Here is a 13,812-nt window from a genome sequence, read left to right on the forward strand (position 1 = left end):
TTACTCCTCGTCCTCGATCCAGCCCATGGACCGCTCGACGGCCTTGAGCCAGCTCTTGTACTCGCGGTCGCGGGTCTCCGCGTCCATGCGGGGGGTCCACTCGGCGGCCCGGCGCCAGTTGGCGCGCAGCGCGTCGGTGTCCGGCCAGAAGCCGACGGCCAGTCCGGCGGCGTAGGCGGCGCCGAGGCAGGTCGTCTCGGCCACCATCGGACGCACCACGGGCGCGTCCAGGAAGTCCGAGATGGTCTGCATCAGCAGGTTGTTGGAGGTCATGCCGCCGTCGACCTTCAGCGAGGTCAGGTCGACGCCGGAGTCCTTGGTCATGGCGTCGGTGATCTCGCGGGTCTGCCAGGCGGTGGCCTCGAGGACGGCGCGGGCGATGTGCGCCTTGGTGACGTAGCGGGTCAGGCCCGCGATCACACCGCGCGCGTCCGGGCGCCAGTAGGGGGCGAACAGGCCGGAGAACGCGGGGACGAAGTACGCGCCGCCGTTGTCCTCGACGGTGCTGGCCAGCGTCTCGATCTCGGCGGCCGAGTTGATCAGGCCCATCTGGTCGCGCATCCACTGCACCAGCGAACCGGTGACGGCGATCGAGCCCTCCAGGGCGTAGACCGGCTTCTCGTCGCCGATGCGGTAGCCGACCGTGGTCAGCAGCCCGTTGTAGGAGTTGACGGGCTCGTCACCGGTGTTCATCAGCATGAAGGTGCCGGTGCCGTACGTGGACTTGGCCTCGCCCTGCTCGTAGCAGGTCTGGCCGAACAGCGCGGCCTGCTGGTCGCCCAGTGCCGAGGCGACCGGCACACCGGCCAGCGCGCCCGAGGCGGCGGTGCCGTACACCTCGGCCGACGAGCGGATCTCCGGCAGCACCGCGGCGGGGATGTCGATGGAGTGCAGGATCTTCTCGTCCCACTCCAGCTTGCGCAGGTTCATCAGCAGCGTGCGCGAGGCGTTGGTGACGTCGGTGACGTGCACGCCGCCCTCGGCGCCGCCGGTCAGGTTCCAGATGACCCAGGAGTCCATGGTGCCGAAGAGGATGTCGCCGGCCTCGGCGCGCTCGCGCAGGCCCTCGACGTTGTCCAGCAGCCAGCGGATCTTCGGGCCGGCGAAGTAGGAGGCCAGCGGCAGGCCGGTCTCGCGGCGGAAGCGGTCCTTGCCGACGTTGCGGCCCAGCTCGCGGCAGAGCGCGTCGGTGCGGGTGTCCTGCCAGACGATGGCGTTGTGGACCGGCTCACCGGTGTTCTTGTCCCACATCAGCGTGGTCTCGCGCTGGTTGGTGATGCCGATGGCCTTGACGTCCTTGGCGGTGATGCCGGCCTTCTCGACGGCACCGGCCACGACCTGCTGGACGTTCGCCCAGATCTCCTTGGCGTCGTGCTCGACCCACCCCGGCTTGGGGAAAATCTGTTCGTGCTCCTTCTGGTCGACCGACACGATGCGGCCGTCCTTGTCGAACACGATGCAGCGGCTGGAGGTGGTGCCCTGGTCGATGGCCGCGATGAAGGGGCCGTGACCGTGCGAGGCGGCGCTGTGGTTGTCGCTCATGGTGTCTGTGCTCCAAAAGTCTTCTGTGCGGGCGGCGCGGCTCAGGCGAACGCGAGGTTGTAGATACCACCGGCGATCGCGCCGCCGATCAGCGGACCGGCGACCGGGATCCAGGCGTAGCCCCAGTCCGATCCGCCCTTGTTCGGCAGCGGAAGCAGCGAGTGGACGATACGCGGACCGAGGTCGCGGACCGGGTTGATCGCGTAGCCGGTCGGGCCGCCCAGCGACAGACCGATACCGACGACCACGAATGCGGTCAGCAGCGCTCCGACGACACCGACGCCCTTGCCGTTGTCGCTGAGGCCCTGCGTGAGGATCGCCAGCACGAGCACGATGGTGGCGATGATCTCCGTGGTCAGGTTCTGCACCGCGTTGCGGATCTCGGGTCCGGTGGAGAAGATCCCGAGAACCGGGCCGGCCTTGGGGGCCGCCGCCTTGTCGACCATGCCTTCCCGGCCGCTCTGCTCGCCCACGATCTCCGGGTCGGTCAGATGGGCCTTGAAGTGGCCGTAGTACGCCAGCCAGACGAGTACCGCACCGATCATGGCGCCGAACAGCTCGCCGGCGAAGTACACCGGCACGTCGCTCCAGGGCGTTCCGCCCTTGACGGCCAGTCCCACGGTGACCGCCGGGTTCAGGTGGGCGCCGGACTTCGTCGCGATGTACGCGCCGGTCAGGACGGCGAAGCCCCACCCGAAGGTGATGGCCACCCAGCCCGAGTTGAACGCTTTTGAGCGCTTGAGCGTGACGGCGGCGCAGACGCCACCGCCCAGCAGGATCAGAACAGCGGTACCGATGGTCTCGCTGATGAAGATGTCGGAGCTGGACACCCGCGACTCCTTTGTCCTTCGTCCAGGGGAAGGCGGACCCCGGGTCCCTCCGAGGTCCGCGCCCTCCGAGAGGGCGTTGGTCGGCCTCCGGCACTGTCCACCATAACCAATATTGTCGTTTGGTGTTCGACAATGCCGACCGACGAACGGCAGTTTTCTTCACACGCAGCACCCCGTCAAGGGTTCTGTGACTGAAAACTTAGGTGAACATATGGGGCGGAAGGGGTCAGAATCGCCCGGCGCCGAGGTCCCTGGAGACGGCACGTGCGCAATCCCTCACAGCGGCGACGATTTCCGGCCGCAGCTCACCCGGCTCGCCGTCCCGGCAGACCCGCTCCACCGCGCCCGTGACACCCACCGCGCCCACCGGCATCCGCCGCCGGTCGTGGATGGGCGCCGCCACCGACGCCACGCCCTCCCAGGTCTCCTCCACGTCGGCCGCCCAGCCCCGCGCCCTGGTGAGGTCCAGCACGGCCTCCAGCTCGTCCAGCGCGGTCACCGTGCGCGGCGTGAACGCCTGCCGCTCGGCCTCCGCCGCCTCGCTGTGCGCCACCGGGTCGTACGCCGTCAGCACCTTGCCCAGCGCGGTGCTGTGCAGCGGGTGCATCGCGCCGACCTCCAGCACCTGGCGGCTGTCGTCGGGCCGGAAGACGTGGTGCACGATCAGCACGCCCTGCTGGTGCAGCACCCCCAGGTACACGCTCTCGCCGCTGGAACGCGCCAGGTCGTCCGTCCACACGAGCGCGCGGGCGCGCAGCTCGTGCACGTCCAGATAGCTGTTGCCGAGGCGCAGCAGCTCCGCGCCCAGCTGGTAGCGGCCCGACGCCGGGTCCTGCTCGACGAAGCCCTCCTGCTGGAGGGTGCGCAGGATGCCGTGCGCGGTGCCCTTGGCCAGGCCCAGCGCGGAGGAGATGTCGGAGAGCCCCAGCCGCCGCTCGCCGCCGGCCAGCAGCCGCAGCATCGCGGCGGCACGCTCCAGCGACTGGATGGTCCGTGCCATCGGGCAACCTCCGGGTGAAGCGGTGTGAAGCGGGTGACATGGTGCGGTGTGCAGCAGCGCCGTACGGCTCACGAGCAGCTCACGAGCGGTTCGGCAATGCTGAACGATATCGGTGAATGCCGACCCTGTGGCAGTCGGCCGACCCCTGTCAATGATCTTGACCTGGTCCGGCGCGGCCCCGGAACCGTCCCGCGCACGCCCCGCGCCGTCCACGCCGTGGGACACCCGGGCCACCGGCAGCCACGACCGCTACCCTGACCGGGTGCGCCTTCTACCGGAAGGCGCAAAGCCGACAGCCGTCGCAACCAGGGGAGCACCTCCATGGCCTCGTACACGCCATCGTCCACCAGCACATCCCGCACCACGGCACTGCGCGAGGCCCTCGCCTCCCGCGTAGTGGTGGCGGACGGGGCGATGGGCACGATGCTCCAGGCCCAGGACCCGACGATGGAGGACTTCCAGCAGCTGGAGGGCTGCAACGAGATCCTGAACATCACCCGTCCGGACATCGTCCGCTCGGTCCACCAGGAGTACTTCGCGGTCGGCGTCGACTGCGTCGAGACCAACACCTTCGGCGCCAACCACGCCGCGCTCGCCGAGTACGACATCCCCGAACGGGTCTTCGAACTGTCCGAGTCCGGCGCCCGCATCGCCCGCGAGGTCGCCGACGAGTTCACCGCCTCGACCGGGCAGCAGCGCTGGGTGCTCGGCTCCATGGGTCCCGGCACCAAGCTGCCCACCCTCGGCCACGTCGACTACGCCACCCTGCGCGACGCCTACCAGCAGAACGCCGAAGGCATGATCGCCGGCGGCGCCGACGCGCTGCTGGTCGAGACCACCCAGGACCTCCTCCAGACCAAGGCCGCCATCCTCGGCGCCCGCCGCGCCCTCGCCGCCACCGGCACCGACCTGCCGGTGATCTGCTCGGTGACCGTGGAGACCACCGGCACCATGCTCCTCGGCTCGGAGATCGGCGCCGCGCTGACCGCCCTGGAGCCGCTCGGCATCGACATGATCGGCCTGAACTGCGCCACCGGCCCCGCCGAGATGAGCGAGCACCTGCGCTACCTGGCCCGCAACGCCCGCGTACCGCTGGCCTGCATGCCCAACGCCGGCCTGCCCGTCCTCGGCAAGGACGGCGCCCACTACCCGCTGACCCCGGGCGAGCTGGCCGACGCCCAGGAGACCTTCGTCGGCGAGTACGGCCTCTCGCTCGTCGGCGGCTGCTGCGGCACGACCCCGGAGCACCTGCGCCAGGTCGTCGAGCGGGTACGGGGCCTGGCCCCCACCGAGCGCAACCCGCGCCCCGAGCCCGGCGCCGCCTCGCTCTACCAGACCGTCCCGTTCCGCCAGGACGCCTCGTACCTGGCCATCGGCGAGCGCACCAACGCCAACGGCTCCAAGAAGTTCCGCGAGGCCATGCTCGACGGCCGCTGGGACGACTGCGTGGAGATGGCCCGCGACCAGATCCGCGAGGGCGCCCACCTGCTCGACCTGTGCGTGGACTATGTCGGCCGGGACGGCGTCGCCGACATGCGGGAGCTGGCCGGCCGCTTCGCCACCGCCTCCACCCTGCCCATCGTGCTGGACTCCACCGAGGTCCCGGTCATCCAGGCGGGCTTGGAGAAGCTGGGCGGCCGCGCGGTCATCAACTCCGTCAACTACGAGGACGGCGACGGCCCCGAGTCGCGGTTCGCCCGGGTCGCCGCGCTGGCCCGCGAGCACGGCGCCGCCCTGATGGCGCTGACCATCGACGAGGAGGGCCAGGCCCGCACCGTCGAGAACAAGGTCGCCATCGCCGAGCGCATCATCGAGGACCTGACGTCCAACTGGGGCATCCGCGAGACGGACATCCTCATCGACTGCCTGACCTTCACCATCTGCACCGGCCAGGAGGAGTCCCGCAAGGACGGCGTCAACACCATCGAGGCGATCCGCGAGCTGAAGCGGCGTCACCCCGACGTGCAGACCACGCTGGGCCTGTCCAACATCTCCTTCGGCCTCAACCCGGCCGCCCGCATCGTGCTCAACTCCGTCTTCCTCGACGAGTGCGTCAAGGCCGGACTGGACTCGGCGATCGTGCACGCCTCCAAGATCCTGCCCATCGCCCGCCTGGAGGAGGAGCAGGTCAAGGTCGCCCTCGACCTGATCTACGACCGGCGCGAAGAGGGCTACGACCCGCTCCAGAAGCTCCTGGAGCTGTTCGAGGGCGCCACCGCCAAGTCGTTGAAGGCCGGCAAGGCCGAGGAACTGCTCGCGCTGCCCCTGGAGGAGCGGCTGCGGCGCCGCATCATCGACGGCGAGAAGAACGGCCTGGACGCCGACCTGGACGAGGCGCTCGCCGAACGCCCCGCCCTGGACATCGTCAACGACACGCTGCTGGAAGGCATGAAGGTCGTCGGCGAACTGTTCGGCTCCGGCCAGATGCAGCTGCCGTTCGTGCTCCAGTCCGCCGAGGTCATGAAGACCGCGGTGGCCTACCTGGAGCCGCACATGGAGAAGTCCGACTCCGAGGGCAAGGGCACCATCGTGCTCGCGACCGTGCGCGGCGACGTGCACGACATCGGCAAGAACCTCGTCGACATCATCCTGTCCAACAACGGCTACAACGTCGTCAACCTCGGCATCAAGCAGCCGGTGTCGGCCATCCTGGAGGCCGCAGAGGAACACCGCGCCGACGTCATCGGCATGTCGGGCCTGTTGGTCAAATCCACGGTGATCATGAAGGAGAACCTGGAGGAGCTCAACCAGCGCAAGATGGCGGCCGACTTCCCCGTCATCCTCGGCGGCGCCGCCCTGACCCGCGCCTACGTCGAGCAGGACCTCCACGAGATCTACGAGGGCGAGGTCCGCTACGCCCGCGACGCCTTCGAGGGCCTGCGCCTGATGGACGCCCTGATCGCAGTCAAGCGCGGCGTGCCCGGCGCCACCCTGCCCGAGCTCAAGCAGCGCCGCGTCCCCAAGCGCGACGTCCAGGTCGCCGAGCCGGAGCAGGAGGAGGGCACGGTCCGCTCCGACGTGGCCACCGACAACCCCGTCCCCACGCCGCCCTTCTGGGGCACCCGCGTCGTCAAGGGCATCCAGCTCGCCGACTACGCCTCCTGGCTGGACGAGGGCGCCCTGTTCAAGGGGCAGTGGGGCCTCAAGCAGGCCCGTACCGGCGACGGCCCCTCCTACGAGGAACTGGTCGAGTCCGAGGGACGCCCCCGGCTGCGCGGCTGGCTCGACAAGCTCCAGACCGAGAACCTCCTCGAAGCCGCCGTCGTCCACGGCTACTTCCCCTGCCACTCCAAGGGCGACGACCTGATCCTCCTCAACGAGGACGGCACCGAGCGCACCCGCTTCACCTTCCCGCGCCAGCGCCGCGGCCGCCGGCTGTGCCTGGCCGACTTCTTCCGCCCCGAGGAGTCCGGCGAGACGGACGTGGTCGGCCTCCAGGTCGTCACCGTCGGCTCGAGGATCGGCGAGGCCACCGCCGAGCTGTTCGCCTCCGACTCCTACCGCGACTACCTGGAGCTGCACGGCTTGTCCGTGCAGCTCGCCGAGGCCCTCGCCGAGTACTGGCACGCCCGCGTCCGCGCCGAACTCGGCTTCGCCGGCGAGGACCCCGCGGACGTCGAGGACATGTTCGCGCTGAAGTACCGCGGCGCCCGCTTCTCGCTGGGCTACGGTGCCTGCCCCGACCTGGAGGACCGCGCCAAGATCGCCGACCTGCTCCGGCCGGAACGTATCGGCGTGCAGCTCTCCGAGGAGTTCCAGCTGCACCCCGAGCAGTCCACCGACGCCATCGTCATCCACCACCCGGAGGCCAAGTACTTCAACGCGCGGTTGGGCGGGGGCGGGCGGGGGGGGCGGGGGTTTGCCCCCGGGGAGCGGCCCCACCGGGCGGTGCCCGGGGTCGCCGAAAAGGGGCGGGTCCGGTAGCGGCCGGTCGTTTCCCCGTACGGGGAAACGACCGGCCCTTTTGTCCCTCCGGGGACACGTCAACGGAGGTGCACGGATGACCAGCAGCATCCCCGCGGTAGGCACGCGTACGGCCGGCGGAGCCACCCTCCAGGCCGTCTTCCTCGACCTGGACGGCACCCTCGTCGACACGGAAGGCTTCTGGTGGGAAGCGGAGTCCGAGGTCTTCGCCGAGCTGGGCCACGTACTGGACGACCACCACCGCGAGGTCGTCGTCGGCGGGCCGATGACGCGCAGCGCCGCGTACCTGATCGGCGCGACCGGCGCCGACATCGGCCTCCCGGAACTAACCGTGCTGCTGAACGCGCGCTTCGCCGAGCGCATCGCCCGCGGCGTCCCGCTGATGCCGGGCGCCCGCCGGCTGCTGGCCGAGCTGGCCGCCCACGACGTGCCCACCGCCCTGGTCTCCGCCTCGCACCGCACCATCATCGACCGGATGCTGCACTCCCTGGGCCCGGAGCACTTCCGGCTGACGCTGGCCGGCGACGACCTGCCCCGTACGAAGCCGCACCCGGACCCGTACCTGACCGCTGCCGCCCGGCTGGGCGTGGACCCGCGGCGCTGCGCCGTGGTGGAGGACACCGTCACCGGGGTGACGGCCGGCGAGGCGGCGGGCTGCCGGGTCGTGGCCGTGCCGTCGGTGACGCCGATCGCCCCCGCGGCGGGCCGCACCGTCGTCGGTTCTCTCGAAGAAGTGGATCTCCCATTTCTCCGCTCGCTCATCACGGATAGCCGGTGAGACGTGCACCGAGCGTGGCGTTCGAAAACGGAAGAAACTGTAAGGAGTGGGCCGCTCATTTTCCGTGACGAATGCACTGGCTGAATTCACCCGCCCGAACCCCGCAATGCCGGAGTGACGTTTCTCACGCGCCAGCCCGTCGACAGGGAAGCCCTTGGGTCTCTCGCGGGTAATTTAAGGTGGTTTCGGCCGGGGCAAGTGTCCGGATTCATGGAGGCTCGCGCAAATCGTTCCCCCGTCCGGATATCGGTCACCTGGCGGCCGTTATCCGGGCGTGATATCTGTTCAACTCTGTTGTGTCCCGGACGCCCTGGCCGTTCCTACTAATGTCATCGCGAGCAACACCTCTGCGCTGATAAGGAAACCTGCCGACGATGAATCGCAAGACCTTGGTGCTGCCGGCCCTGGCCGGTCTGCTCGTCCCCGCGCTCGCCGCCTGCGGCAGCTCGGACGGCTCCGGGGACGGCGGCAAGCCGATCAAGGTCGGCACCACCGCCCAACTGGAGGCCACCAAGGACGCGCCCGCCCCGCTCGACCCCGCGCAGGCCTACGACGTCGACGCGTGGAACGTGCTGCGCGGAACCTTGCAGACGCTGATGCGGCTGCCGCGTACCGGCACCGCCCCGGTCCCCGAGGCCGCCGAGTCCTGCGGCTTCCGTGACACCCAGAACGAGCAGTACCGCTGCAAACTCCGCAGCGGTCTGAAGTTCTCCAACGGGCACGCCCTCACGTCCAAGGACGTGAAGTTCTCCATCGACCGGATGCTCGCCATCAAGTTCGACACCGGCCCGTTCTCCCTGGTGGACAACGTCGACAAGGTGGAGACGCCCAGCGAGACCGAGGTGGTCTTCCACCTCAGGAAGCCGGACGCCACCTTCCCGCAGAAGCTCGCCACCCCGGCCGCCGCCATCGTCGACAGCGAGGTGTACCCGCAAAAGGGCCTCTACAAGGGCTTCGAGGTCGCCGGCTCCGGCCCGTACACCGTGAAGGTCGAGCACAGCGGTGAGCGCGTCACCAAGGCCGTCTTCACCAAGAACCCCGATTACCAGGGCGGTATCGAGGCGAAGAACTCCACCGTCGAGATGAAGTTCTTCGACGACTCGGACGGCATGGAGAAGGCCCTGCGCAAGGGCGACATCGACCTGATGAACCGCAGCCTGGCGCCCGACCAGATCAAGGGCCTGGAGGACGCCAGGGACGACCACGTCACCCTGACGGCGGTACCCGGCGCCGAGATCCGCTACCTGGCCTTCAACACCGACGACCCGTCGGTCTCCGACAAGGCCGTCCGGCAGGCCATGGCCCAGCTGGTCAACCGCTCCACGCTGGTACGCGACGTGTACTCCTACGCGGGCGACCCGCTGTACTCCCTGGTGCCGAAGGGCCTCACCGGCCACATCAACTCCTTCTTCACCAAGTACGGCAACCCGAGCGTCCCCGCCGCCCGCAAGATGCTCCAGCAGGCGCACATCAACACCCCGGTCAAGCTCACCCTCACCTACACTACGAACCACTACGGCACCATCACGGCCAAGGAGTTCAAGGAACTGCAGAGCCAGCTCAACAAGAGCGGCCTGTTCGACGTCAGCATCAAGGGCGTCGACAGCTGGCAGCAGTTCCGCAAGGAGCAGACCGAGGGCAAGTACGCCGTCTACGGCATGGGCTGGTTCGCCGACCTCCCCGACGCCGACAACTACATCGCGCCGTTCATCGGCAAGGGGAACTTCCTCAACTCCCCGTACCGCAACAACAAGCTCGAATCCCAGCTGATCCCCAACACCCGGCAGCAGACCGACCGCAACGCCGCCGGCGAGGGATTCAAGCAGGCCCAGGACATCATCGCGGACGAGGTACCCATCCTGCCGCTGTGGCAGGGCAAGCAGTACGTCGCGGCCCGTGACGACATCACCGGCGCCGAATGGGCCCTCAACTCCTCCTCGGCCCTCCAGATCTGGGAACTCGGCCGCGGCGTGAGCAGCAACTGACCCGATCTCCGGCCGGCGCCCACACGCGCCGGCCGGCTGCTCCGTCCAGGACGGCGCGCACCACCACAACCGATGACGGCACCTGCCGGCACACCGACACCGGCACCCGCCGGCGCGGATCACAACGCTTCACCGCCATGACGACTGTGAGGGACACGCACGTGAGGAAACGCGACCAGTGGCTGGCCGCACCGATCGGGGCAGGGCTCATCGCCGCTCTGCTCAGTGGCTGCGGCTCAGGTGACGGCAAGGACGCCGGGACCGGTGAACCCGTCGTGATGGGCATGACCGACGAAGTCGTGTCCACCGACCCCGCGGCCGGCTACGACCCGGTCTCCTGGCTGCTGTTCAACAACGTCTTCCAGTCGCTGCTCAGCTTCCCCAAGGGCAGCACGACGCCCCAGCCCGAGGCCGCCGAGACCTGCGGCTTCGCCGAAGGCGGCAGCACCGTCTACAAGTGCACCCTCCAAGACGGCCTGAAATTCAGCAACGGCAACGCGCTGACCTCCGAGGACGTCAAGTTCTCCTTCGACCGGATCAAGCGCATCAACGACAAGCGCGGCCCGTCCGTGATGTTCGCCTCCGTCGACAAGATCGAGGCCCCCGACGCCAAGACCGTCGTCTTCCGCCTCAAGGCCCCCGACGCGACCTTCCCCATGAAGATCGCCTCCGGCGCCGGCTCCATCGTCGACCACCGCTCGTACGCCCCCGACAAGCTGCGCACCGACAACAAGGCCGTCGGCTCCGGCGTCTACACCCTCAAGGAGTACGGCGACAAGGAAGCGGTCTTCGGCGTCAACGGCTCCTACAAGGGCCCCGCCAAGGTCAAGAACTCCGGCATGACGATGAAGTTCTTCGACAGCCAGGACAAGCTGAAGAAGGCCGTCCAGGACGGCTCCATCGACATCGCCTACCGCGGCCTGGCCATGAAGGACATCGCCTCCCTCGACCAGGCGTCCGACAGCCGCAAGCACGGCGTCCAGGTCGTCGAGGGCAACAGCGCCGAGGTCATGCACCTGGTCTTCAACATGCACGACCCCGTCGCCGGCAAGCTGGGCGTCCGCAAGGCCATCGCCCACCTCCTGGACCGCTCCACCCTCGTCCGGGACGTCTACAAGCGCACCGCCACCCCGCTCTACTCGATCGTCCCCGCGGGCATCACCGGCCACAACACCGCCTTCTTCGCCAGCTACGGCGACCGGCCGCAGCCCGACAAGGCCGCCGCCGCCCTGCGCGAGGCCGGCTACGGCAGCGACAAGAAGGTGCCCCTGACCCTCTGGGCCACCCCCGTGCGCTACGGCCCCGGCACCGTCCCGGCCTTCGAGGAGATCGCCCAGCAGCTCAACGCCAGCGGCCTCTTCGACGCCAAGGTCAAGAGCGTGCCCATCGAGGAGTACGAGAAGGGCGTGGAGGCCGGCAAGTACGGCGTGTACGTCAAGGGCTGGGTCCCCGACTACCCGGACCCCGACAACTTCACCCAGCCGTTCTTCGGCAAGGACAACGTCCTGCGCAACAACTACGACGCCAAGCGCATCACCGGAAAGCTGCTGCCCGGCACCGCGGGCCAGCCCGACCGGCAGGCGACCAAGCCCGCCTTCCGCGAGATGCAGGACATCGTCGCCGAGGACCTGCCCATGATCCCGGTGTGGCAGGGCAAGCAGTACGCCGTCGCCCGCGAGAACGTCGACGGCCTCCAGTGGACCCTGGACGCCAGCACCGTCTTCCGCTTCTGGGAGATCAACAAGGGCTAGCGGGAACGGCCCGCGCCACCACGCGAAACGGCCCGGCCCGCCCACTCCTCCGGGAGCGGGCGGGCCGGGCCGTCCGTACGTGTCCGGCACCCGCCTACTGCGCGCCGGGACGCACCAGACCGCTCTCGTACGCATACACCGCGGCCTGCACCCGGTCGCGCAGCCCCAGCTTCGTCAGCACGTGCCCCACGTGCGTCTTGACCGTCGTCTCGCTCACGAACAGGTCCGCGGCGATCTCCGCGTTCGACAGGCCGCGCGCCACCAGCTTCAACACCTCCACCTCACGCTCGGTGAGCGTGTTCAGCGTGTCCGGCACCGGCTCCTCACCCGACGGCAGATGACCCGCGTACTTGTCCAGCAGCCGGCGCGTGATGCTCGGCGCGAGCATCGCCTCACCCGCCGCCACCACCCGGATCGCCTGCACCAGCTCCTGCGCGGGCGCGTCCTTCAACAGGAAGCCGCTGGCCCCGGCGCGCAGCGCCTCGACCACGTACTCGTCCAGGTCGAACGTGGTCAGCACCAGCACCTTCGCCGGACCGTCCTTCGCCGGGCCGGTGATCTGCCGGGTCGCCTCCACCCCGTCCATCCGCGGCATCCGGATGTCCATCAGCACCACGTCGGGCTGCAGCGCCCGCACCTGCTCCAGCGCCTGCAGGCCGTCCCCGGCCTCGCCGACGACCGCGAGATCCTGCTCGGCCTCCAGGATCATCCGGAAACCGGTACGCAGCAGCGGCTGGTCGTCGACCAGCAGGACGCGGATAGCCACAGGAACTCCTTCGTTAGACCGCGCCCATTCTGCCTTGCCCCGGCCCGGACGCCTCCACGGGGAGAGCCCGGCCGGGGGCCGGAACCGGCAGCGGATACGGCGGGGGAGTACCGCCGAACTCCGGGCACACCGCCTGGTGGTCGCACCACCCGCACAGCTTCGTACGCCGCGGCCGCCAGTCGCCGCTCGCCGCCGCCCGCTGGATGGCGTCCCACAGCGCCAGCAGCTTGCGCTCCACACCCCGCAGGTCCGCCTCGGTCGGGTCGTACGTCAGCACGTCCCCGCTGCCCAGGTACACCAGCTGCAGCCGCCGCGGCACCAGGCCCCGCAGCCGCCACATCACCAGCGCGTAGAACTTCATCTGGAACAGCGGACCGTCCGCGTACTCAGGGCGGGGCGCCTTGCCGGTCTTGTAATCGACGAGCCGCACCTCGCCCGTCGGCGCCACGTCCACCCGGTCGATGAAGCCGCGCAACCGCAGCCCCGAGTCGAGCACCGTCTCCACGTACAGCTCGCGGTCCGCCGGCTCCAGGCGCGTCGGGTCCTCCAGCGTGAACCACCGCTCCACCAGCGCCTCGGCGTCCGCCAGCCACGCCGCCAGCCGCTCGCCCGCCGGGTCGTCCTCGAACAGCTCGGCCAGCTCCGGCCGCTTCGCCAGCAGCTTCTCCCACTCGCCCGGCACCATGGACCGCGCGCCGTCGGCCGTCCGCTGCGCCGCGGGGGCGTCGAAGAGGCGCTCCAGCACCGCGTGCACGACCGTGCCGCGCGTCGCCGCCGCGCTGGGCTTCTCCGGCAGCTTGTCGATCACACGGAAGCGGTACAGCAGCGGGCACTGCATGAAGTCGCTCGCCCGTGAAGGCGACAGCGCGACCGGCCGCCCGGCAGGCAGGGCGACCACCGGCGGCGTGGAACCGGCCACAACCTCCGGCGTGGAGCCGGTCACACCCTGGGCCTCCGCCCCGGCGCCCGACCCGGCCCCCGCCCCGGCCGCTGCCCCCGTGCCCGGCGCGGCGTCCGCGGGCCGTACGGCAGCGCCGTCGCGCACGCCGGCGACATCCACGGCCTCCCGCGCCGCGGCCCCGCCGGCCTCGCCGGTCCCGTCCTGCCCGCCGCTGCCGCCCGCGGCGTCCGGCCCGGCCTTCTCGGTGCTCGTTCCCATGACACCCGACCCTACGGCCCGCCACTGACAGCTCGCGCAACCGAGGGATCACAATGGGAGACCGAGGCGGGGCGCCG

8 protein-coding genes and 1 pseudogene are annotated in these 13,812 nt (G+C 69.8%); 4 read left to right on the top strand and 5 right to left on the bottom strand.

The features are described 5' to 3' along the window. From glpK to ACH4OW_RS03520, 3 genes are all read right to left on the bottom strand, one after another. A complete protein-coding gene (glpK, locus tag ACH4OW_RS03510) occupies positions 1-1,542 on the bottom strand; it encodes a glycerol kinase GlpK (protein ID WP_398024643.1) in 1,542 nt (513 codons plus the stop codon). A gap of 41 nt (positions 1,543-1,583) precedes the next feature. After that, a complete protein-coding gene (locus ACH4OW_RS03515; protein ID WP_398024645.1) occupies positions 1,584-2,372 on the bottom strand; it encodes an MIP/aquaporin family protein in 789 nt (262 codons plus the stop codon). 226 nt (positions 2,373-2,598) lie between these two features. After that, positions 2,599-3,372, bottom strand: coding sequence for an IclR family transcriptional regulator (locus ACH4OW_RS03520; RefSeq protein ID WP_398024647.1), 774 nt, complete (start codon positions 3,370-3,372; stop codon positions 2,599-2,601). A gap of 321 nt (positions 3,373-3,693) precedes the next feature. Between ACH4OW_RS03520 and metH the strand changes: the two are divergent. The 4 genes and pseudogenes from metH to ACH4OW_RS03540 all read left to right on the top strand — a co-directional run. Beyond that, positions 3,694-7,200, top strand: a pseudogene (metH, locus tag ACH4OW_RS03525) (methionine synthase); the annotation flags it as partial. Positions 7,201-7,372: 172 nt separating this feature from the next. Then, entirely contained in the window at positions 7,373-8,074 is a 702-nt protein-coding gene (locus ACH4OW_RS03530) for an HAD family hydrolase (protein WP_398024649.1), read from the top strand. A gap of 374 nt (positions 8,075-8,448) precedes the next feature. Beyond that, positions 8,449-10,059 (top strand): ABC transporter substrate-binding protein, encoded by a 1,611-nt coding sequence (locus tag ACH4OW_RS03535; protein ID WP_360127958.1) that lies wholly within the window; start codon positions 8,449-8,451, stop codon positions 10,057-10,059. 161 nt (positions 10,060-10,220) lie between these two features. Continuing rightward, the gene (locus ACH4OW_RS03540) at positions 10,221-11,810 is read left to right on the top strand and encodes an ABC transporter substrate-binding protein (RefSeq protein ID WP_360128387.1); all 1,590 of its coding nucleotides are present in this window, start codon (positions 10,221-10,223) and stop codon (positions 11,808-11,810) included. Between the two features lie 94 nt (positions 11,811-11,904). On the opposite strand, the gene ACH4OW_RS03545 is transcribed toward ACH4OW_RS03540, so the two are convergent. Together ACH4OW_RS03545 and ACH4OW_RS03550 are read right to left on the bottom strand one after the other, a co-directional pair. Continuing rightward, complete coding sequence (locus ACH4OW_RS03545) at positions 11,905-12,576, bottom strand: response regulator transcription factor (protein WP_360127955.1); 672 nt, start codon at positions 12,574-12,576, stop codon at positions 11,905-11,907. A gap of 13 nt (positions 12,577-12,589) precedes the next feature. After that, positions 12,590-13,735 carry a RecB family exonuclease gene (locus tag ACH4OW_RS03550; RefSeq protein WP_398024651.1) on the bottom strand — a complete coding sequence of 382 codons (1,146 nt, stop codon included), beginning with the start codon at positions 13,733-13,735 and terminating at the stop codon, positions 12,590-12,592. Between the last annotated feature and the right edge of the window lie 77 nt (positions 13,736-13,812).

This window comes from Streptomyces sp. NPDC017056 (genome assembly GCF_044332485.1).
Lineage (GTDB): Bacteria > Actinomycetota > Actinomycetes > Streptomycetales > Streptomycetaceae > Streptomyces.

Coding starts and splice junctions, on each gene's coding strand:
- ACH4OW_RS03550 (WP_398024651.1), bottom strand. CDS start 13,735: ATGGGAACGAGCACCGAGAAGGCCGGGCCGGACGCCGCGGGCGGCAGC.
- ACH4OW_RS03530 (WP_398024649.1), top strand. CDS start 7,373: ATGACCAGCAGCATCCCCGCGGTAGGCACGCGTACGGCCGGCGGAGCC.
- ACH4OW_RS03535 (WP_360127958.1), top strand. CDS start 8,449: ATGAATCGCAAGACCTTGGTGCTGCCGGCCCTGGCCGGTCTGCTCGTC.
- ACH4OW_RS03520 (WP_398024647.1), bottom strand. CDS start 3,372: ATGGCACGGACCATCCAGTCGCTGGAGCGTGCCGCCGCGATGCTGCGG.
- glpK (WP_398024643.1), bottom strand. CDS start 1,542: ATGAGCGACAACCACAGCGCCGCCTCGCACGGTCACGGCCCCTTCATC.